We start from the raw sequence: 21,524 nt of genomic DNA on the forward strand, positions 1-21,524 counted from the left end.
TTACATAAAGTCCGCAAGACCGAGCTGTTTTTCAGGAGGCTCACCGAATGTCGACAAAACCGACATGCTCAAAACCTCAACCCTCTGTTTTGTGTACTCGGATACATCGTAATCCTCACACATCCTGATTGACATATCAAGATACTTCTTGACAGAACCCTCGTGGACTGTCTGAATAACCTTGTTTCCACATTTGCATTTCCCCGCAAGAGGCATCCTTCTGTACTTTGAATTGCACTTTGTGCACCGGAGAGTCTGTTTTGAAAAGGAATTTAGATTGCCCATTATATCACGGAGAAAATGCGTTTTTAAAACCCTTTCAGCTACATCGCTCTCATCCACCGCCCTTATTTTCCTTCCAAGCTCAAGTTCGGCCTCAAGCTTGTCAATCATGCTTGTAAGGGTATTGTAAGACGAGATAAGCGGCCCTGCGGAGATATCGGAGGTGTCATGCGTAAACATGATTCCCTCATACTGTCCCGGTGTCCCAAGCCGGAGATCGACATGATCGATCTCCTTTTCAATATCCTTTGGATGTGTATATTCAAGCGCTGCAAGATACATCTTCAAAGGATAGGCAGGGCATGCATCGACATTATGACACTCACCGTCAACCTCGGCAGGATCAATCTTCCTTGTCAGAACAAGCGGTGCATCCATCGATCCTCCCCTTGTCTCAGGCAGAAATGCCTTTGAAAAATTGATCAGACCGTCTAAAAGAAGCATTACACAATCCTCATCACCATCACACTGGCCGGTAAATATGCCGTTTGCAGAGAGATTGTGATCAGTATCAACAGTGAGGCAGTAGACATAATCCTCGGCAGACTCAAGAATCTCACGACTTACTATCCTGTCCGTAATCATCGCACCGCCTTCGGAACAGGGAACGAAGTCGCCCTCTTTTAACTCAAGGGCCTTCACCTTTCTCTGATATGAGAGATCACAGACAAGCATGGCATGCTCCGGTGTGACTGTGACAGATTTGCCCCTGTAAGTCTCAAACCTGATAAGAGTGGCAGGGGATTTGTGAACTGAAACGGAAGTGACTCTGCGAAGCCTCAGTGCACCGTTAACGTCAATTGACTGAACCCAGTAAGTCTTTTTGGGATCAGAATAGTAAGTCCCGACTCTGTCAATCTCTGTTCTTCCCACATCAAAATTCTCAAGAACAAACCTTGATATCGGCAGCTCCTCCCACTTCTCACCGTCAAACACAGTCAGAAGAGTAGATCCCTCAAAGCAGTTCCTCCTCTTAGCGGCATGGAAATAGGGATGGCCATAACCGACATGGGCTTTTGAAAACCCGAGAAGCCTTACCAGAACACCTGCACTCGTATGCGGGGCAAGTCCCATTAAAAGCTGGCCGACAAGATCCTCTTTCTTCTGGGCTTTGTAAAAAGGCTCCATCCCGTAGAGCTTTACAAGCATCTCGTCGATAAAACCGGCCACACTGACGAGCCATTCCCCGCAGTCATAGGAGACCAGAATATCCTGACATTTGAGCTCAAGGATCTGATCATTACTTTCAAGAGGATTTCCGTATACATCCACTGGATAGCCAAGCTCAACCAGTCTCTCCCACGAAACACCGATCTCCCTCGGTCTGAAATGTGTGAGCGGAAGATCGATCATATCATACCTGACCGTTCCGTCCTTGAACACGTAAAGGTCCTTTGAAGCCCTTAATACAGCTTTTTCAAGAGGCTCGACACACCTCTCCTTTGACATCAGACCCTTTACACCCTTGCAGAGCTGAATACCCGAATCCCTCAGGCCGAGATGTTCAAGGGCCTTTTGGTACTCGTCTTTTACGTCAATTTTAAGCTCCTGCATACAGACACCGTCTGTGTTGCAGGCAGGGCAGACACCGTTTTCAGTTGCACGTCCGCATCTCGGGCACAGGAATACGGCTTTTGTGTGCCCTCCGCACTCGCATCTGTTACGGAAGGTTTCCTTGCCGCAGACCTCACATCTCCTAAGACCGATCTGTGCCTTTACAATACCGCCCTGACGGTTTTCCTTACTCTTTGAGGCCTCCTGAAATGACCTTCGTGAACCGCCCTCATCTCCGACAGGGAATATTCCGTGCGGCGGGGGGCTCATCTTCCTTGCCTTTGATTTCCCCGGACGCCCCATCCTTCCGCCGATTCTGGTTCCTGCCTTTGAACGCATCTTAAAGCCGGAGAGATGCATAACCATATCCATCGGATCGTCTGCTTTTAGGGAGTCCCATTCCGGCTTTTTTTCAAGCGATGTGGTAAGTCCCAGGCATTCCAGGAGAACAAGCGGGTTTTCAATTACAACTTTCCCGTCCCTTACTTTGTGAAGAACCAGAATCTCTTCCAAAATAGGTTTCCCTGCACCATCAGCAGGGAGAGTCAGAATTCCATCTCTAAACTCCCCGTGATCCATGACAAAATCAGAGAGCTCTTTTATCTCACTGCACTCAAGATCATCCCAGAGGAACATGTAGTCGGGGTGGAGAAAGATCCCTTTCCGTGCCATTTCAATTGCTTCTGATTCATTCAGGGGCCTGCTTTTGCCACCCTCAAGAATCCACCACTCATGACAGTAGACTCCGGGGGCAAGAGGATGGTTGTTCTCAAGAAATTCCCCGAAACTAACAAGCATCTCACCGACATCAATGATTTCCGCGATGCTGTTCATCAAAGGGAGAGCCTCTTTTGCCGAATCAATCCTGACAACATCACCGTTCAGGAGTTTTAGTGTGGGCCCTTCTATTGTATCCACAGGAACAACACCTGCAGCTTTTCCCGGCCTCTCAACCTTCATCTGAGTCCCTACGGCAAGGAAATCACCAAGAAGGTGGAGGGTTGCAGGGTTAAAACCGGCGGCTGCAAAACCGGTGTTCCTTGATCTTCCGTAACGAAGCCTGAAACCCCCCTGTCTCATAGGATAAGAAAAAACCGGCCTTCCACCGATTAAATCACGGATATACTTGTCTTTTGGCTTGATCTTCGGGCCGTCTTTTTTCTCCTCATCATCATCGCTGCTCTTGGAAGCCGCTCCGGAAACAAGCACATCAAGCCATTCCCAGCCCTCCATCCTGACTTTTCTGACAATCTTCTGAATTTTCGGAGCTTTAAGACCCATACCCTCGGCAACGACAAGCGCCATACCACCCCTTACGGTGTTTGTCTCAACCCTCTCAAGATTCCTGTAACCTGATACCTCAACCCTCTCTGTCGGCTCACCTTCCACACATACAGGGCAGTTTCTGATAATATGCCTTAGATCATCATCGGAAGGGAGATACTGAAGACTAAGGATAGAGTTGTATTTTTTTATCTCCTCAACATACCTCTCGACCTCTTCCTCACGGGGTATGTAGCGGTTCATTCCAAGACCCTTCCTGACATAATCCCCGACAAGAACCGAGAGTGCCTGGGCCGTTCCTCCGGCACTTCTGATAGGCCCTGCATAATAGATCTTCAGGTATTCCGTTCCGTCGTCGTTTTTGCCGATGCCGATTTTTCCTATTCCTTCGGTAGGCGCCGCTACCACACCTTCGGTTAAAAGCGCCATTGACGCACGGATTGCATGATCAAGAATCTCTTCCTTTGTATCCTCACCAAATCTTTTTGCAATGAAGTCGTCTCCGATTTTAAGCGACACTTCCTCACGGGACATCTGCTCGCCAAGCTCACGCAGACGGACTGCAACCCCTTTGTAGCCCAAAAGCGCCTCCACCCTGTCGGCGAGATCACTTGCTATTGGAACCTCAACATCAGTACGCGGATCATACCCCTTAGAACGCGCCCCCTTTGCAATCCCTATTGCTTCATTAAGGCCGTCCTCTATTGATTTGAAATATTTTTCCATCTCCGGTGAGGCCTGAATATCCATGGTTGATTATTATGTTCTGCATCAAAGATATAGGCATTTGATAGAGCAGACCAATATAAATCAAAACCATGCGATTTTTACGTAAACAGGCTTTTGCTAAAAATAACCACAAATCAGGGAATATTTTTAATAAAACGGGGCAGACAAAAATTTACAAAGAATTGTAATATATCAGAATTATAAGAATTAATATCAAACAAAAAGGGGATTTTTAAGTAACATGTTCAATATTCGCGCCTTTTCAATTGGAAAAGCACACGAAGAGGTTATAAAATCAATATTAAAGCACGGAGTGTATATCCTGACAGAAGACGGGGAAAAGACACTTGAACTCCCGGAACCGCTCAATATCCATGTGAACAATCCCTTCGCCGACTATATGATAAGCCCTTACAACATGTTCGGTGAAGGAGCAATGAAACAGTATGTCCATGATCTGTTAAACGGAACCGACAGCGAGTTTGTATATACCTATCATGACCGCCTTTTTGACTATCCGCTCTCAAAAGGGGATGGATTTGTCGGAGACGGTGACGGAAAAGGCATTGATCAAATCGCCTACATCATTGAAAAACTAAAAACAGAACCAAATTCAAGAAGGGCGGAGGGAATTACATGGTTCCCCCCAAAAGACACAAATTCCAACAACCCTCCCTGCCTTCAGAGAATCCAGTGCTTTGTCAGGGACAACAAACTTAACATGCATGTTGAATTCCGCTCAAACGACATGCTCTCTGCTCTTGGCGCAAACATGTACGCACTTGTTCATCTGCAGAAAATGATTGCAGATGAACTCAGTGCAGAAATGGGCTGGTATTCCCACACCTCAGTCTCGGCACACATGTACTATGAAAGGGATCATGAAGAGCTGATGAAATACGTTAAAGGGCTCGGACTTATGGATTCCCTGAGACACTTTGATTCGGGCGAACTGATTTCAAAATAAACCTTCGAAATCTCTTTTTTTTAAGACGTTCATTGGAAATTATTTTTCAGGCACCCGTTTTATGAAAATGACAGCATCATTTTCAGGAAAATAAAAAATAAAAATTTAGTTTGCAAATATTACTTCTCAAGCACTTCTTCCACAGCATCAGGCGCATTTGAACAGAGTTTTTCAAGTGTTATAACCGCACATCTGTGTGCTGTATCCTTTGGTTCTGTTTCGCTGATAAACCGGTTGAGCTCTTCAACAGAATCCTCTCCTATTCTGACAAGAGCCCTGGATGCCAATCCGCGTGTAGGCCCGTCATCTTCTAAAAATACCTCAATAAGAGGTTTTACAGCAGGCTTTCCTATCCCTGCAACCGCTGCTGCCGCATACCTCTTTACATTATCATCAGGGTATGTCTTTAAAAGAAGCATGAGGCTGTCAAGTGCAGGTTCACCAATCCTTGCAAGTGCCGATGCCGCATACCAGCGTGAGTCATTATCGGTTTCTGAACTTAGAAGTTCACATAACGCATCCACGGCATCTTCCCCTGCATCAGAGAGAAATGTCACCGCCGCTCTTTTCTCTTCAAGTTCCCCGCTTTTTATGAGCTCAATATTTTTTGTAATATCTTCTTTTGATGTCATGCTATTCAATTCCTGATTTCTATTTTGACCTTACGCATATAATTTATCTTCACTTTGACATCATGCACCGGGATGGTACTAAGAGACATTTGGTATTATCCTCCCCGCCATCTCTTAAAATTTGAATAAAATGTATTTTTTGTCACTTTAGAATGAAAATCCAGTGAAAGTGTGATTAAAATCACAACGTGATTTTCATAGACTGACATTATCTTAGGGCTACATACAAAATTAAAATTGACACAATACAAAAATAATTGTATTATCCCGCTTTTTTACAAATTGAAACGATTTTTGCAAATATAGTGCCAAATAGATATATATTATAAACACAGTAATATGCATATTTCAAACAACGTCAGGTGATTAAAATGACAGGATACGCAAAACTGAATGAAAAAGAGATTAAGGGAATAAAGGAATGTGAAGATGAAATGGGAGTTATAATGGTTGCATACGAAAAGACATCTCCTGTTGCAAAGCTTACGGAATCACAGATTGAAAAGATAAAATCCATTGAAGCTGAAACAGGCTTAAAGCTTGTTGCATACGAATAAGCCAAAAAATATTATTAATTCTTTTTTATTTTTTAATTAACAGCCCGGCACAACATCAGAGAATTAATAATTAATGCTGATATATTTCCTTAAGGTTATGTTCTCTGATGCTGCGAATGATAACAACATTCAGGAAATCCAGGAAAAAGGCGAAATAAAAACAATTGAAGCGTACGTATCCGGCCAGGTTCAGGGGGTCGGTTTTCGTGCATGCGCAAGGAAGATCGCACTTGGCCTTTCTCTTACCGGTGAAGTGATGAACCTTGATGACGGAAGGGTTTACCTTGTTGCAACAGGTGAGAATGTCATTCTTGAAAAATTCATCTCCTCCCTGTATGAATGCCCGAGAGCATATTTACGGGAAATCTCCTGCAATGAAATTACAAAAAAAGAATTCAGTGATTTTACAATCCTTAGAAATATCTGAGATGAGATAACTGAAATTTCCGGCTGATAAGATAAAAACGATTTTTAATCCGCTTCGATATAACCGGGAAATTTTTAATTAAGAGATAAATTTTTTAGTAACTTATATTAAGAGAGCTGCCTGAAACTATCGAATCATAGTAGAAAGAAACATTCTTTTCAATGATATTCTGATCAATCGAATTCCTGATACCGTTCGTCAGGACTTTTATTATATCATCGTCAAGGTGGCAGCGCTTTGTACCGGATTCATAATGATCTGATGTCAGATATTCTCTTGCAACGGAAAAGACAACCGAATCCACCATTCTTGCCTTCAGTGGATCGATTAAATCCTGGACAAGAGATCTCTTTCCGGTTGAGAGTATCCCGATATCAGTATCAAGATGGGCGCCCACAACAGAAACAGAGCAGTTTCCAAACAGCATGGCATAGCCGAGTGAAAGCATCGAATTTACAGGATCATTGTGAGGCCTCTCTGTTCTCCGCCGAAAACCATGGGCAGGGTTTATACTGCGGGAAATTATCTCATAATACATGTCTGAAGACAGCCTGTGAATGCGCCTTAACTCATCCATTTTTATCAGATATTCTATATCCTCAAGCATTTTGCTAAGCAGTTCGTCCTCGCCCTGATAGTATATGGAACGTCCCATCTCGGCGGATGCCTCTTCAATCATCAGTATACGTGACATAATTGAAGATTTCACTATCTCGCAGGCACTTTTATATCCGGGACTCTTCATCTGCCTGCTTCTTAGTTCCTCATCCGGATAACTCCCGTAAGGACGCATTATTGAAAGCGGGGTGCCGTCTGGATCAAAAAATGATATTGAAGAACCGTTCCTTAAAAGGTGTGTAACTGCTGATGTGTGAAGATTGTGACCTCCAACCACAAGCAGATGATTCACTGATGATAAAGGCAGTTCTTCTTCCACACCCTTCTTACGAATTACAAGAGTAGTGGAAGTTGCTTTTATATGACCTCCAAAACCGGCGATTATATGCCAGGGCACTGATTCTTTCATTTTGACAAACCCTTAAAAGTGAAATCTAATTAATCTATTTTATTTCATTAATCAATACATTAAGCAATCGTTTTGAAGTGCCGGTAAACCACTCGGAACAAAGATATAAATCAATTAATTTCCAGAAAAGAAAAGCGCAGGACTTTTTTTATATACACGCATATAAATTACACAAAATATCAGGTTTGATTTAAATAAAACCCCGGGATAATCCAAAAAACCATAATATTTCAGCCGGCCGGCTCTTTGCAACTGTGTATATTAACAAAAGAATCAAAATGATGGCACATTTTATCCAGCCAGGGCAACGGGATTAAATTTACCCATTTAACAAAGAAAAAAGATATATTTTGGCGTAAATATCCACCGCATCTTTACAAATTCAAGTCATAAAAGCTAAATCAAAACCTTTCCTAATAACTTTCTGATGAACAATAAGTTTTCTGGTGTTCTTATTATTTTACTGGCTGTAATGGCAGTCGCCTTTGCCGGATGTACCGGCAGCCAGCCGGTTGACAACACCGCCGGAGAGACAGCCGGCAGCGAACAGGGAGCAGTTGAAAAAACAACATATATTATTGGAATTGACGGGGAATACCCACCATACGCTTCCATTGACAAAGAAGGAAAAGTAACAGGATTTGATGTTGAATCCGCAAAATGGGTTGCAGAAAATCAGGGATTTGAAGTTGAGTTCCAGCCTCTTGCATGGGACGGAATCATACCTGCACTTCTTGCAGGAAAGATCGACATGGTCTACTCCGGTATGACAATCACTCCGGATCGCCTCGAAAAAGTTAACTTCACAACCCCTTACCTGAAGGTTGACCAGGGTGTGGCATTCCACAACGACTCTGACCTCACACTTGATGATTTCAAGGCAGGAAAGGCAGTTGTAGGTGCACAGAGGGGAACAACAGGTTCAATCTGGGTTGAGAAAAACCTTATTGAGACAGAACTCATCACAGAAGACCAGTTAAAATACTACGACAACTTCCCAAGCGTAATTACAGATCTTCAGAACAAGAGAATTGATGCTGCAATTTACGATGTTCCTTCACTTGCTGCGGCAATCGAAGAGAAACCAATCGAAATCCGCGGTCAGATTGACACAGGAGAAGTCTACGGTGTTGCTATCAGAAAGGATGACACAGAGCTTCTTGAAAAGATGAATGACGGTATAAACAACTTAATGGACGACCCCGCATGGCAGGTTCTTCTTGAGAAGTACAGCCTTGTCGGAGCATCTCCACGCTGATTATACTGATTCTAAGTTACAATCCTGAAGGGCAAATATCAAAACCCTTCAACACTAATTTTAAAATGCAGACTTTATCAAAAAAGTGCATTCCGGTCAGATGAACTTCATTACCGGTACTGAATAAATTTACAGGCTTTAAGCCTGTCAGGGAATAAATATGGACGTATTTTTAATACTTATAGACTGGTTTCCATATCTGCTCTCAGGAATCATGGTTACGCTTGGTCTTGTTGCAGCTGCGCTTATAATCGGAATCCTCCTCGGCCTTCCAATGGCAATCGGGCAGGTTTACGGCAGCAGACCACTTAAAGCAGCAATAGGCATATATGTATGGTTTTTCAGGGGACTGCCCGTTCTTCTGCTTCTTTTCATGTTCTATTTTACCGTATTCCCGCTTTTGAATCTGGATGTCCCTGAGTTTTTTGTCGGCGCAACCGTACTGGGCCTTCGTGGCGCGGCGTATCAGTCACAGATATTCAGAGGAGCAATACAGTCCATCAGCGAAGGGCAGATGACTGCTGCACGTTCTCTTGGAATGAGCAGGATGACAGCAATTAAAACGATTATAATTCCACAGGCAACACGCGTTGCACTGCCGGGCTGGTCCAACGAGTATCCCAACATACTCACCGATTCCGCAGTGTGTTATGCAATAGGAGTTGCCGAACTTCTAACAAGAACATCCCAGATTGTTGCTCAGACCTATATTACAATGCCAATCTACCTTGCATGTGCAGGAATTTTCATTCTTCTCAACTATGCCGGAATGATTGTAATAAGAAAACTTGAAGAGAGAGTTGCAATACCGGGCTTTAGCGGAAACAGTGGAATGGTGTAAAAAAATGGCAGATGACGATTATACATTAAAACCTGAAGATCTTCAGAAAACAAACAGCGAATACATATTAAGAGTTGAAGATATTCATAAAACCTATAACGACTCGGAAGTCTTAAAAGGCGTCTCCTTTAACGTCAAAAAGGGTGACACGATAGTTTTCATAGGTCCTTCGGGAACCGGTAAGAGTACACTTTTAAGATGCATCAACCAGCTTACACTGCCGGAGAAAGGCAGAGTATGGCTCAGGGATGAGGAAGTCACCAACTCAGGCAGCAGAATAAATTATTTCAGACAGAAAATCGGAATGGTCTTTCAGAATTTCTATCTGTTTGATCACCTGACGGCTGTCAGAAATGTTGAGATAGCGCTCATAAAAGTAAAGGGAATGGACCCAAAAGCAGCAAGGGAAAAAGCACTTTACGAACTCCGCCAGGTAGGAATGGAGGAGTGGGCGGATCACTATCCGGCTGAACTTTCAGGAGGACAGGCCCAGCGTGTTTCAATCGCCCGTGCACTTGCAATGGAGCCTGATGTTATTCTCTTTGACGAACCAACATCAGCACTTGACCCCGAACTTACAAGAGAAGTTCTTGAGGTCATGAAGAAGCTTGCACAGGAAGGGATGACAATGCTTGTCGTAACACATGAAATGGGATTTGCAAAATCGGTTGCAAACGAGATAATTTTCATGGAAGGCGGAAAAATTCTTGAAACAGGAACACCTGATGAAATACTCAATAACCCGACATATGAAAGGACAAGAAGTTTCATCGGGCAGTTTGGTGGACTTACAGGAGACTAAAGACAAATGGACTCTGATTTCCTCTTCAATATACTGCTCCCCGCATTACTAAACGGTCTGATAATAACCCTGCAGCTGATACTGCTTGCAGCACCTTTCGGACTGACTTTCGGGATACTGATAGCAGTTGGAAGAGTGTACGGCGGGAAGAGCATAAACCTTCTTTGCAGGCTTTTTGTCGGTTTTGTAAAGGGATGTCCCCTGATTCTTCTCTTGTTCATTCTGTACTTCGGCCTGCCGTCAGTTGGGATATATCTCTCAGCGTTTATGGCTTCCATAATAGGTTTCATCTGCTGTAACAGTGCATACAACTCAGAATACATAAGAGGAGCGATACTCTCTGTAAAGGAAGGTCAGCTTGTTGCCGCAAGCGCTCTTGGCATGACAAAAAGGCAGGCAATAATTCATATTGTTCTTCCCCAGGCACTAAGACGTGCAATACCGGGTCTTTCAAACGAGTTCATATATCTAATCAAGTATTCGTCACTTGCATACATGATCACATTAATAGAGCTTACAGGTGCAGGGAAACTTGTATTCTCAAAATACTTTGAGCCTGACGTATTTCTGATGATTGGTGTAATATATCTGGCACTTGTCACAATCACAACATTTTGTGCCAGCATGCTTGAGAAAAAATATGCAGTGCCCGGAACTGCCCAGCGCTGAAAACATAAATTTAAAAAAAATATTTTTTCAAAAAAATTTACATAAATATTCTGAGACATTTCTGATTTTATTTTGTTATCCTTTCATTTTTTTACCGGAGTGGTGTTCAACCAATTTCCGGACTTTTGGAGAAATTTAAAAAATTATATTTTTGATTACTCTTTCTGCCGGGCAATCAGAGAAACTCCAAAGATGCCGGCAATCACCATGAGAGGCACAGCAATCTTTGGAAACTCAGGAACCGGTTCGGGCATCGGCTTAGGTGTTGCTTCAATTTCTCTTATCACAAGACTGAGAGCTTCTCCTGCGGAAACCCTGACAAAATCTGTTCCATCGGGGACACCACTGCACTGACCGTTGCCATCATCTCCCCACGCAAAAACAGAACCATCAGAACTTAACGCAAGGCTGTGAAAACCCCCTGCAGAAATATCCCTAAAGCCGATACCAACAGGGGCATCACTGCACTGACCGTTGCCATCATCCCCCCACGCAAAAACAGAGCCATCAGAACTTAAAGCAAGACTGTGACCTGAACCTGCGGAAACGGCCGTAAATCCATTACCCACAGGAGCGTCACTGCACTGACCCCAACTGTCATCTCCCCACGCAAAAACAGAACCATCAGAACTTAACGCAAGGCTGTGATAATATCCTGCAGAGACATTCGTAAATCCGATACCAACAGGAGCATCACTGCACTGACCGTTGCCATCATCCCCCCACGCAAAAACAGAACCATCAGAACTTAAAGCAAGGCTGTGAAAACCTCCTGCAGAAACATCCCTAAAGCCGATACCAACAGGGGCATCACTGCACTGACCGTTGCCATCATCCCCCCACGCAAAAACAGAACCATTGGAACTTAACGCAAGGCTGTGAAAAAATCCTGCAGAAACATCCGTAAAGCCGATACCAACAGGGGTATCACTGCACTGTTTCCAGTCATCATCTCCCCACGCAAAAACAGAACCATCAGAATTTAGCGCAAGGCTGTGAAAAACTCCTGCAGAAATATCCGTAAATCCGATACCAACAGGGGCATCACTGCACTGGTCCCTGCCATCATCTCCAAAGACCACAATCTCTCCTGATTCTGCCGATACCGGTATTATCAGAAAAATAAAGAACAGGACTAAAGATAACACTATCCTGATTGCAGTTTTACTGAAATCTGTTGATTTTCTCATAAAATACCCCCCTGAAATAATCACAGTTTTGACTTCCAGATATCCTGCATAATAGTAAGAGTTTGCATGGCAAAATTTTAAAAACCCGATTTTAAAGCAATCGTAAAATAAAAATCTGAAATGTAATAAAACCGGAATAATCCCGAATCTCATAAATATAGAGAATTTAAGAGAAAATAACAAAAATCAAAAAAAGGGTAAATAATTATTTTCAGAATACCTTACTCAAGTTTGTATTCTGCAATAAGCTCATTCCAGTACGGGTCAGCCATTAATTTGTCAAGACCTTCGTTCATTGTGTTTAAGAGCTCAGTGTCAGTCTTGCGGATTGCAATACCGTATTCCTCATCGGTGTCGATAGTGCCGAGCTTGACTACGTCTTTGCCTTTGATAGAATCAATAAGGACAGGTGTGTCATACATTACAGCATCTACACGGCCGTTCTCAAGTTCAGTTACTGCAAGCGGGAAGTTCTCGTAGAGTTTTAAATTGTCCTCGGGAAGTTTGCCTGTCTCAACAAGGTTTCTTGAGATCCAGTCGTGTGCAGTACATCCTCTCTGTACACCGAATACAACCTTTCCTTCAGTTACATCGTCCATTGTGACTGAGGAGCCATTCTTAACAGCTACTGCCTGGTTTACAACCCAGTAAGGCTTTGAGAAGTTGACTTTGTCAAGGCGCTCGGGTGTGATTGTCATTCCGGAGTAAACCATGTCAATCTTTCCTGCCTCAAGTGCAGGGATAATACCGTCCCATGCCATCGGCTGGATTTTAACATTGAATCCCATCTCGTTTGCGATCCACTTCACTGACTCAACATCAAAGCCCTGTGCATTTCCGTCCTTGTCAATAAATGAATAAGGCGGATATTCCCCGTCAATACCAACAATGTATGTGACTTTTTCTTCCTTCACATCAGTGCCGTTGTCTTTTACAGCAGGCTGATCAGTACCTGTACAGCCTGCAAAAGCGACTGCCATTACAGCCATAACCAAAAGAACTGCAGCCAGAATTTTACTGTCCATATTGAGAATTTTGTGTTTAGTTAATATATAGAACTTCTGAAAATAAACCGCAATCATATTTTTTTAAAAATACAGGGATATCTGTCACAATCCTGAAAATTTAAAAAATCACGGCTTTAATTTACGCCGCATAAGATCAATCAAAATATTCATGATATGCTATAGCATAACATAGTAAGAGCACATGTTCTGGAACAAAGAGATAGAAACACTAAAGGGAAAATCACTTGACGAGCTTCAGGGAAAACGTCTCCGCTGGACAGTAAAACAGGCGGAAAATGTACCTTTTTTTAAGAAAGCGCTAAAAGAAGCAGGTGTTTATGCAGACGATATCAAAACAAGGGAAGATATAACCAAAATACCATTCACAAAAAAAACAGATCTTCAGGCAGGTTATCCCTTCGGGTTTTTTGCAGTCCCGAAAAAAGAAATAGTAAGAATACACACAACATCCGGAACAACCGGTAAACCAACAGTAGTCGGATATACGAGAAACGACCTTGAAAACTGGTCGGAATTAATCGCCCGAAATATGACGATGATAGGACTTGACGAGAATGACACCTTCCAGAACGCTGTCAACTACGGTCTTTTCACAGGCGGACTCGGATTCCATTACGGCGCGGAAAAAATAGGGATGACGGTCATACCAAGCGGAACAGGCAACACAAAACGCCAGATCGAAATGATAGACGATTTCGGCGTTACCGCAATGCACTGCACCCCGAGCTACGCAATGCACCTTGCAGAAGTTGCAGAGAGCATGGGAACAACTCTTGACACACTCAAAACAGGTATTTTCGGAGCAGAACCCTGGTCTGAAAATATGAGACACTCACTTGAAAACAAGCTGGGAGTAAAAGCCTATGACTCATACGGCATGAGCGAGATGTACGGCCCCGGCGCTGCTTTTGAATGCCAGGAAAGAGACGGACTACACTTCTGGCATGACTCCTATCTTATTGAAATTATCGACCCTGAAACAGGAGAACAGCTCGCACCCGGAGAAAAGGGTGAGCTTGTCGTAACTCCGCTTGTAAAAGAGGCAATACCGCTTTTAAGATACCGCACCGGCGACATTACAATGATACTTGAAGACGATTGCCCGTGCGGAAGAGGCCCACGTATTGCAAGGCTAACCGGCAGAAGCGACGATATGCTTGTCATACGCGGAATAAACGTATTCCCTTCACAGATAGAGCATGTCCTCCATTCTATCCCCGAAGTGGGAGAACAGTTCATGGTATATGTTGACAGGGTAAACTACCTTGACGAGATGACAATCGAGGTTGAAGTCAAAAACGAGTTCTTCAGGGGAGAAATTTCAGACCTTGAAAAAATCCAGAAAAAAATTATTCACTCCCTAAAAGAGATACTCAACCTCAGGACAAAAGTAATACCTGTCGAACCTGAATCACTTCCAAGATTTGAAGGAAAGGCAAAAAGAGTAATTGACAGAAGAGGAGATGACTTTTGAGATCGTGGGACCCCAGAACTGAGGAGATGCCGGTAGAAGAAATAAAAAAGATCCAGTACAAGAATCTGAAAACACTTGTATACAGGCTTTACAGTTTTTCCGAATTCTACCACAACAGGATGAAAGAGCAGAATGTCCACCCCGATGACATAAATTCACTCGAAGACATCACAAAGCTCCCGTTTATGTACAAAAGGGATCTTCGCGACAATTACCCTAACAAAATATTCACCGCATCAACAGAGGAGCTTGTCAGATATCATGTGTCATCAGGCACCACCGGTAAACCAACCGTTGTCGGATACACACAAAAAGATCTTGATCTCTGGACACAGTCACTTGCCCGCTCACTTACCGCCTGCGGTATAGGAAGGGGGGATGTGATGCAGGTTTCCTACGGATATGGTCTTTTCACAGGCGGTCTCGGACTTCATTACGGTGCTGAAAAAACAGGCGCAACAGTTGTCCCGACAAGTGTCGGAAACACAGAGCGTCAGATTGAGCTGATGCAGGATCTAAAGGTAACTGCAATCGCCTGCACGCCGTCATACCTCAACCATATAATAGAAGTCGCAGAAAAGATGGGTATTTCAGTCAAAAACGACACTCTGCTCAAAACAGCAGTCCTTGGTGCCGAACCCTGGTCTGAACAGATGAGGGAATACATCCAGAAAGAGACAGGTATCAAAGCCTACAACATCTACGGAACATCTGAATTGTCTGGCCCGATGTTTACCGAATGTTCCGAACAGAACGGAATACACGTATGGGGAGACATTGCCTACACAGAGGTCATTGATCCAGAGACCGGAGAACAGCTGCCTGCCGGCGAAAAAGGGGAACTTGTAATGACAATTCTTCAAAAAGAGGCATTCCCGATGATACGCTACCGCATTGGTGATATAACCTCAATGGATGACTCGGTTTGTCCGTGCGGCAGAACACACCCGAGAATCGAAAGGATTAGCGGACGTGTCGATGACATGCTTATCATACGCGGAATCAATGTATTCCCCTCACAGGTCGAGCATGCCCTGATGAGCATTCCGGAAGTATCCGGCCACAACTTCATGATCATTGTTGACAGGAAAGGAACTCTTGACAACATGACAGTTCAGGTCGAGATGAAACCAGAATCCTTCTCGGACAAGATCAATGACTTAATGAACATAAACAGGAAAGTATCACATACCCTCAAAAATTCACTGAATGTCAGTGTGGCAGTTGAGATAGCTGCCCCGAACTCACTCCCAAGGTTTGAGGGAAAGGCTAAAAGAGTAATTGACAGGAGGAATGTATAAAATGGACACTGAAGATTACATAATAAAACAGATTTCGGTTTTTTCAGAGAACAAACCCGGACGCCTTGCCTCGATTGCAAAGGCACTTGAAGAAGAGAAGATCAACATCTTTGCATTCTCCATTGCCGAAGCAAAGGGCTTTGGCGTTGTGAGGGTTCTTGTCGACAGACCTGAACCGGCACTGAAAAAACTCGCCGATATCGGCTTTATGGTTTCTTTCACAGACGTTATCGCAGTCAACATGAAAGACGAGCCGGGCGGCCTTTACGAGACCGCAAGGATCTTAGGCGGGGCAGGCATAAACATCGAGTATGCCTACGCATATTCAGGAAAAGATGCCGCCGTCCTGATTCTCCGTGTTGATCAGGTAAAAGAGGCCATAAAAGGCATCAGGGAAAACGGCGGAGAACTACTGAAAGCAGAGATGTTTAAATAAACCAAATCTCTGCTGTCTTTTAAATACCAACTTATTTTACCATTGCAGGTCAAATAATAATGACCGGACCCATAGGGTAGAGGATATCCTTTTGGGCTTCGAACCCAAAGACGCGGGTTCAATTCCCGCTGGGTCCGCTAAAAAAAAGATTTTTTTGTTTTTATCTTCATTCTATCTTTATGTAAGATGCCGAGTGCTCTCCGATAAGCAGCTGCTCTTCTGTTTCGACTATTGAATCAGGTGTATCCGGGGCACTTGCATGTACCCTGATATAATAGCTTCCCGGGGGAAGACCTGATATACTGAGTCCTGCCGTCTCTGTTTTGTCCAGAGGGCCTGTAAGAGAGGGCATTGACTTGAAAGGTATCCATACGTTGTCACCGATCTTCATGTAATACAGGTTCTGAGTAACCGGATATTCACCCGAATATTTGAGAGACCATTCAAGATTCAGGGTATCCACAATCTCTCCGGTGTTTGTTGCATGAAGACCGGACACCTCAAGGCCTGTGAATTCGATTCCTGTCATGTTCAGATCGGGAACGGCTGTGACATATGTTTTTGGCAGGGTCAGTACATCTGTTCCGTTGTTAAACGAGATTGTGGAACCGGGCCCGAATATGTTTATGTTTCCGGGTTTAAGCGCTTTCAACCTGAAATTTGTCTCCCACACCTGATTGAGCTTTATCGTTCCCACATCAAAGTTAAGTGAGAGATCATCAGTCCAGTCGCTGGTGTCATCAACAGTATTTCTCGGAATCACAATGCCTGTTTTGTCCCAGCTCTCGATTGTTGTCGAAACATTGTCAAGATAGACATATTCCAAAACCGGATCAAGAGGATTGTTTGGGATTGAAACATTGTTGAGCTCAACATTGTCAAACTGAAGATCCATTATTGTGTCAACACCGGCCTCTGTCTTCAGGTCGCCTGCAATATCACTGTAAATACCGGCAAGATCGTCTCCTGTCGGAGCGTAATAATAGGTTCCCCCGGTTCTCTCTGCAAGCTGTTCCAGAACGTATCTGCCGCCTGATGAAATACTGTCTCCAAAGGCGATCGAGTATATCTTAACATTATTTGAATTTGCATACTCGCTCATATCCTGCTGATCATAAGGCAAATCAGTAAACTTATAGTATGCCTTCGTAAGAGTGGAATAATCGTCAGGATGATACCATGTGTATCCGCTTCCCCTTGCAAGCGGGTCTCCGTACCAGTTATAGTCACCATCTGAAAGCAGGACTACTGCACGTACGGCATCAGAACGTGCATTCTCCGCTATCTCTTTTATTGAAAGATAAAGTCCGCCCCTCATAGGTGTTCCGCTCATTGGAACAATCCTGTCTACTTCATTTTCAACCATTGAATGATCAGTTGTCAGGGGAAGATCGAGTGTTGCATAATTGGCATACCACTTGCCGTTTCCAATATAATGACTGCTGATATATGAGGAATCATCCCAGGATGTTGAATCATATCCTGACCAGTATTTGTATCCGTATGCATAGATATCCGCAACACCCCTAACCCCAAATGATGTAATCCCCACCTGATCACGGCCTTCTGCCATCTCTGAGTTGAAAATCTTCAGAGCATCAATGAGTGAAACCATCCTGTCAGGGTTGTCTTTTAACATACTTCCTGAACGGTCCGCAGACAAAATCACATCAATAGGATCGGGTTGAAGAGCCCATCCGTCACCGATTAACCGGACTGTGACATCAACATCGCCACCGAGTTCTACTGTTTCAGGACTGACCGATGTCTCAACTGTGATGTAAGGATAGTTTTTCCAGCCAAGCTCAATTGTTCTTGTGCTCGTACTCCATTCAGCCCGAACACTGCATGATGCTGATGCGAGTTTTTCATAATTTGGATCATTCCAGTCTGTTATGAACGCACCCGGAATGAAGTTTACAATCGCCTGTCCGTCTTCATCTGTTACTGCAAAGTCTGTTTCAAGTGAGGGAGGGATCACCTGTGATGCCGGATATGTCCCGTGAATTATTGAAAAATTCACCATCTCATTCTTTACAGGGTTTCCTTTCTCATCAATAACTTTGGCACGGATTTTTGATTTGAATAGAGGTGCAACATCACTTGCCGGCATCATCTCGGGATTGGCAGTCAAAAGCATATCAACAGGTTCTGTGCTGTCAAATACAAGGTCTGTTGATACTGTCAAAGAAGGTGTGTCAACAGAATAGGCGGTAAGTGTAACAAGCCCTTTCTGGGAACGCGGACCATAGGTGATCATTACCTGCCCTGCTGAGTTTGAGGTTCTTTCAAACGGAAGATCAGTCGGATCTGATGAACTTATGTGAATAGTCCTGTTTCCTGCCGGATTTCCATATGTATCCTCCAGAATATAGGTTATGTAAAATTTTGTCTCTCCGTCTGCAGGTATAAAAGGCGGATCACCGGCATGGGGATTGACTCCGACAACTATCCTTTCCGGAACAGCATTTGCAAGGCCTATGACTGTTCTGTATTCTATTTCAATATCATTTGGGGGAACAATTGTCAGTACGTTGTTTCCCGCCGTTGCCGACACCTTGAAGTTTAATTCCGCATCTCCGTCATTGTTTACAAAGACCTGGACATCGTTTAGGTTATATCCGGTACCGTCCCAGAATCCGGAATCTTCCGGACTGCTGTACAGATAAACAGACTCAGGGATTCCGCCCAGAGCGTCCTCTTTTTTGCTGTCGATCAGGTTTCCGTATCTGTCTTCGAGTCTTATAATTACAGGAGTTACCTGATCTATGGTGACTTCATACTTGTAACTGACTGATTTGAGTATATCAGGTGCTGCATGGTCTATCTTCTGCGTTACGGTTTTAGTCAGTGTTTTATCAACACCGTCCTCATTGTATCGCACAGTTGCTTCTATTGTTGCAGTACCGCTTTTTGTTGATGCAAATGTGGTCGTATAAGGCACAGATGAATCAGTGGCAGTCCCTGTATCTCCATAGACAAGAGGCTCTGTACAACTGAAATCAACGCCTGAAACAGTAACAGATGCATTTGAAACAACTGCCGTAATTGTTGCAGGGCTTCCTCCTGCAGTAATCCATTCACTGCCGGTTTCAAGATTTACCTCACTGTCTTCGAGGGCATATGCATGTCCGGCGAGAATTGCCGGAACGATCAATAATGCAATTAGCATCCGTAATATAACTGGTTTCATCGCCGGAATCACCTGAAATTAAAAAGCATAATTCGAAAAATCCTATCCTAAAGTCCAGTGTTTGAAAATCAGACTATATATATATTCAGAATCAGAATTTTGTTTGATAAAATATTCAAAAAATGTGGTTTTTATGAAATAATATTTTTATCAGGAATTATAATGAATCCCTATCTTTTCCGGACAGATATTCAAAGCCCGTCATTGTTATATCTTATCGGCGGTCTTTTACCTTTCTTTCCGCCTCTTTTATTCCCCCTTGTGTAATTCATCGCAAGATATACCCCTCCTCCGATGAGAACGATTGCTGCAATAACCCCGCCGACAAACAGAACATTAAACGATTTCTTTAAAACAAGGTTTATAGTAATTTCCTGACTCCCCAGAGGTACATCCCTTATCTCATTAAACGATTCATATTCTTTTGCCGAAACTTCAAATGAATACTGGGAGTTTGTAATAAGATCTGTCTTCAGTTTCCCCTGTGCATCAGTTACGCCGATATTTTTTCCATTGACTAAAACCGCAGCATTAGGAACGAGTTTTTGATCATTGTCCTGAACAATGATTGTGGCCTTTGCAGTGGAAAATGCCAGTGTTGCAATGATGTTTTCATCGCTACCGTCAATATTCTTCTCCAGCTTCCAGGTATCATATCCGGTTTTTCTGACCTCAAATGAATGGATTCCGGAAGAGAGTTTGGTAACCGGACTTCTGCCATAGGTATCGGAACTTCCAAACAACTGGTCGTCGATGTAGATCTCTGCATTCTCAACAGGGACTTTTTCAGAGTTATAAACTGAAACAGTTACCGGATAAAGACTCTTAGAGAGAGTTGCCGAATAGATGATGTCATCGCTTGCAAAGAAGTGATTCTCTTCAAATGTCTGGTATTGCGACTTTTCAATCCTTATATCATACGATCTTTCATGCTCAATGTAAAGGGTCACTTTCCCTTCAGAACCTGTCTCTCCTGCAAGTTTGTCGTCAATGTAAATCTCCGCACCTGAGAGGGGTGCTTTTGTGGTACCTGTCGATTCCCCGTCTTTTATCTGAAAAATTACAAGATCGTTTCTTTTAAGGAGATAGTCCACCTTTTTGGAGGTTGTATCCACTTCAACCGACTTGATGATTGTTTCATAACGGGGCATCTGCACCTCAACATTGTATGTCGCACTAAGGGGAACTTCAAACTCGGCACTTCCCGTTGAATCAGTTGATTCACTGTCGGTTATGTCAGTTCCGGACACCTTTACAAGTGCATTTCCAATCGGTTCAAGGGTATCAGAGTCCATTACGTTTATCTGAAGTATTCCTTTCTGTCTGATTACATCAGCAACTACAGAGCCTGTGCCGGGCGATATTAAATCGTTCCAGTATTTGTAACCGCTTTTTTCAACTCCAAGTCTGAAGTTTGAAGAAAACGAATGTGAGTAAACCAGTTTTCCAAGCGAGTTTGTGCTTCCGATGTAATTGCCGTCAATATATACGGATGCACCGGTCACAGGAGACTGATCAATATTATCACGCACTGTTACGGTAAGTGTGGTTGCCTGAACAACACAGCAGATCGCTCCGAGTAATATTAAGAGTGCAAGAAAGCGACGAAGATCCATAGAAGGTTATTTTGCTTTCATAGGCTTTATATTGTGCGGATATCAGGAGATTTCTAAATAATTAATACAAAATACTCTCATCAGGAATTTATTTTTCAAATCCAGGACGTCAGGCAATGAAACATACAAATTTGGTTTTTTGCATTAAAGACTGATTAATTCAAATCAGGATTTTAAAGGCCAAAGGAATACAGGCGATACAAAACAATACAAAATAATCAGGTAAAACAAATTATTTAAACTGCATTAAAATTGTA

17 protein-coding genes and 1 tRNA gene are annotated in these 21,524 nt (G+C 43.3%); 11 read left to right on the plus strand and 7 right to left on the minus strand.

Translation table 11 applies throughout. From position 1 onward, the window contains the following. Positions 1 to 3,846, minus strand: coding sequence for a DNA-directed DNA polymerase II large subunit (locus tag F1737_RS09065; protein ID WP_317136265.1), 3,846 nt, complete (start codon positions 3,844 to 3,846; stop codon positions 1 to 3). Positions 3,847 to 4,090: 244 nt separating this feature from the next. On the opposite strand from F1737_RS09065, the gene F1737_RS09070 reads away from it, so the two are divergent. Then, positions 4,091 to 4,816, plus strand: coding sequence for a thymidylate synthase (locus F1737_RS09070; RefSeq protein ID WP_317136266.1), 726 nt, complete (start codon positions 4,091 to 4,093; stop codon positions 4,814 to 4,816). Positions 4,817 to 4,935: 119 nt separating this feature from the next. On the opposite strand, the gene F1737_RS09075 is transcribed toward F1737_RS09070, so the two are convergent. After that, positions 4,936 to 5,448: a HEAT repeat domain-containing protein gene (locus tag F1737_RS09075; RefSeq protein WP_317136267.1), complete on the minus strand. Its 513-nt coding sequence runs from the start codon at positions 5,446 to 5,448 to the stop codon at positions 4,936 to 4,938. 371 nt (positions 5,449 to 5,819) lie between these two features. Here F1737_RS09075 and F1737_RS09080 point away from each other — a divergent pair, with 371 nt between their 5' ends. Continuing rightward, the gene (locus F1737_RS09080) at positions 5,820 to 6,005 is read left to right on the plus strand and encodes a hypothetical protein (protein ID WP_317136268.1); all 186 of its coding nucleotides are present in this window, start codon (positions 5,820 to 5,822) and stop codon (positions 6,003 to 6,005) included. 73 nt (positions 6,006 to 6,078) lie between these two features. Next, positions 6,079 to 6,432, plus strand: a complete 354-nt coding sequence (locus tag F1737_RS09085; protein ID WP_317136269.1) for an acylphosphatase — start codon at positions 6,079 to 6,081, stop codon at positions 6,430 to 6,432. Positions 6,433 to 6,526: 94 nt separating this feature from the next. Here the strand turns inward: F1737_RS09085 and cas1 are convergent, their stop codons facing one another. Next, on the minus strand, positions 6,527 to 7,459 hold the full coding sequence (gene cas1 / locus F1737_RS09090; RefSeq protein ID WP_317136270.1) for a CRISPR-associated endonuclease Cas1: 933 nt from the start codon (positions 7,457 to 7,459) through the stop codon (positions 6,527 to 6,529). A gap of 427 nt (positions 7,460 to 7,886) precedes the next feature. On the opposite strand from cas1, the gene F1737_RS09095 reads away from it, so the two are divergent. The 4 genes from F1737_RS09095 (at position 7,887) to F1737_RS09110 (ending at position 11,029) form a co-directional block, all read left to right on the plus strand. After that, a complete protein-coding gene (locus F1737_RS09095; protein WP_317136271.1) occupies positions 7,887 to 8,717 on the plus strand; it encodes an ABC transporter substrate-binding protein in 831 nt (276 codons plus the stop codon). 160 nt (positions 8,718 to 8,877) lie between these two features. Then, on the plus strand, positions 8,878 to 9,558 hold the full coding sequence (locus F1737_RS09100; protein WP_317136272.1) for an amino acid ABC transporter permease: 681 nt from the start codon (positions 8,878 to 8,880) through the stop codon (positions 9,556 to 9,558). A gap of 4 nt (positions 9,559 to 9,562) precedes the next feature. Continuing rightward, a complete protein-coding gene (locus F1737_RS09105) occupies positions 9,563 to 10,360 on the plus strand; it encodes an amino acid ABC transporter ATP-binding protein (RefSeq protein ID WP_317136273.1) in 798 nt (265 codons plus the stop codon). 6 nt (positions 10,361 to 10,366) lie between these two features. Further along, positions 10,367 to 11,029: an amino acid ABC transporter permease gene (locus F1737_RS09110; RefSeq protein ID WP_317136274.1), complete on the plus strand. Its 663-nt coding sequence runs from the start codon at positions 10,367 to 10,369 to the stop codon at positions 11,027 to 11,029. Positions 11,030 to 11,184: 155 nt separating this feature from the next. On the opposite strand, the gene F1737_RS09115 is transcribed toward F1737_RS09110, so the two are convergent. Next, positions 11,185 to 12,219, minus strand: coding sequence for an RCC1 domain-containing protein (locus F1737_RS09115; protein ID WP_317136275.1), 1,035 nt, complete (start codon positions 12,217 to 12,219; stop codon positions 11,185 to 11,187). A 221-nt stretch (positions 12,220 to 12,440) separates the two neighbouring features. Beyond that, positions 12,441 to 13,244 (minus strand): ABC transporter substrate-binding protein, encoded by an 804-nt coding sequence (locus F1737_RS09120; RefSeq protein ID WP_317136276.1) that lies wholly within the window; start codon positions 13,242 to 13,244, stop codon positions 12,441 to 12,443. Between the two features lie 184 nt (positions 13,245 to 13,428). On the opposite strand from F1737_RS09120, the gene F1737_RS09125 reads away from it, so the two are divergent. The 4 genes from F1737_RS09125 (at position 13,429) to F1737_RS09140 (ending at position 16,595) form a co-directional block, all read left to right on the plus strand. Then, positions 13,429 to 14,721 (plus strand): phenylacetate--CoA ligase family protein, encoded by a 1,293-nt coding sequence (locus F1737_RS09125; protein ID WP_317136277.1) that lies wholly within the window; start codon positions 13,429 to 13,431, stop codon positions 14,719 to 14,721. A gap of 26 nt (positions 14,722 to 14,747) precedes the next feature. Beyond that, complete coding sequence (locus F1737_RS09130) at positions 14,748 to 16,022, plus strand: phenylacetate--CoA ligase family protein (RefSeq protein ID WP_317136278.1); 1,275 nt, start codon at positions 14,748 to 14,750, stop codon at positions 16,020 to 16,022. Position 16,023: 1 nt separating this feature from the next. Further along, entirely contained in the window at positions 16,024 to 16,458 is a 435-nt protein-coding gene (locus tag F1737_RS09135) for an ACT domain-containing protein (RefSeq protein ID WP_317136279.1), read from the plus strand. Between the two features lie 65 nt (positions 16,459 to 16,523). Then, positions 16,524 to 16,595 (plus strand) — tRNA-Arg (locus F1737_RS09140). A gap of 29 nt (positions 16,596 to 16,624) precedes the next feature. Here F1737_RS09140 and F1737_RS09145 read toward each other — a convergent pair. Next, entirely contained in the window at positions 16,625 to 19,651 is a 3,027-nt protein-coding gene (locus F1737_RS09145) for a hypothetical protein (RefSeq protein WP_317136280.1), read from the minus strand. A 191-nt stretch (positions 19,652 to 19,842) separates the two neighbouring features. After that, entirely contained in the window at positions 19,843 to 21,267 is a 1,425-nt protein-coding gene (locus F1737_RS09150) for a PEGA domain-containing protein (protein ID WP_317136281.1), read from the minus strand. Positions 21,268 to 21,524: the final 257 nt, after the last annotated feature.

It is taken from the genome of Methanoplanus sp. FWC-SCC4 (assembly GCF_032878975.1).
GTDB lineage: Archaea > Halobacteriota > Methanomicrobia > Methanomicrobiales > Methanomicrobiaceae > Methanochimaera > Methanochimaera problematica.

What these genes read in the sequence shown, in the direction of transcription:
- F1737_RS09080 (WP_317136268.1), top strand. Translation starts at nt 5,820, where the DNA reads ATGACAGGATACGCAAAACTGAATGAAAAAGAGATTAAGGGAATAAAG.
- F1737_RS09125 (WP_317136277.1), top strand. Translation starts at nt 13,429, where the DNA reads ATGTTCTGGAACAAAGAGATAGAAACACTAAAGGGAAAATCACTTGAC.
- F1737_RS09100 (WP_317136272.1), top strand. Translation starts at nt 8,878, where the DNA reads ATGGACGTATTTTTAATACTTATAGACTGGTTTCCATATCTGCTCTCA.
- cas1 (WP_317136270.1), bottom strand. Translation starts at nt 7,459, where the DNA reads ATGAAAGAATCAGTGCCCTGGCATATAATCGCCGGTTTTGGAGGTCAT.
- F1737_RS09070 (WP_317136266.1), top strand. Translation starts at nt 4,091, where the DNA reads ATGTTCAATATTCGCGCCTTTTCAATTGGAAAAGCACACGAAGAGGTT.
- F1737_RS09150 (WP_317136281.1), bottom strand. Translation starts at nt 21,267, where the DNA reads ATGGATCTTCGTCGCTTTCTTGCACTCTTAATATTACTCGGAGCGATC.
- F1737_RS09120 (WP_317136276.1), bottom strand. Translation starts at nt 13,244, where the DNA reads ATGGACAGTAAAATTCTGGCTGCAGTTCTTTTGGTTATGGCTGTAATG.
- F1737_RS09110 (WP_317136274.1), top strand. Translation starts at nt 10,367, where the DNA reads ATGGACTCTGATTTCCTCTTCAATATACTGCTCCCCGCATTACTAAAC.
- F1737_RS09130 (WP_317136278.1), top strand. Translation starts at nt 14,748, where the DNA reads ATGCCGGTAGAAGAAATAAAAAAGATCCAGTACAAGAATCTGAAAACA.
- F1737_RS09145 (WP_317136280.1), bottom strand. Translation starts at nt 19,651, where the DNA reads ATGAAACCAGTTATATTACGGATGCTAATTGCATTATTGATCGTTCCG.
- F1737_RS09115 (WP_317136275.1), bottom strand. Translation starts at nt 12,219, where the DNA reads ATGAGAAAATCAACAGATTTCAGTAAAACTGCAATCAGGATAGTGTTA.
- F1737_RS09085 (WP_317136269.1), top strand. Translation starts at nt 6,079, where the DNA reads ATGCTGATATATTTCCTTAAGGTTATGTTCTCTGATGCTGCGAATGAT.
- F1737_RS09105 (WP_317136273.1), top strand. Translation starts at nt 9,563, where the DNA reads ATGGCAGATGACGATTATACATTAAAACCTGAAGATCTTCAGAAAACA.
- F1737_RS09075 (WP_317136267.1), bottom strand. Translation starts at nt 5,448, where the DNA reads ATGACATCAAAAGAAGATATTACAAAAAATATTGAGCTCATAAAAAGC.
- F1737_RS09065 (WP_317136265.1), bottom strand. Translation starts at nt 3,846, where the DNA reads ATGGAAAAATATTTCAAATCAATAGAGGACGGCCTTAATGAAGCAATA.
- F1737_RS09095 (WP_317136271.1), top strand. Translation starts at nt 7,887, where the DNA reads ATGAACAATAAGTTTTCTGGTGTTCTTATTATTTTACTGGCTGTAATG.
- F1737_RS09135 (WP_317136279.1), top strand. Translation starts at nt 16,024, where the DNA reads ATGGACACTGAAGATTACATAATAAAACAGATTTCGGTTTTTTCAGAG.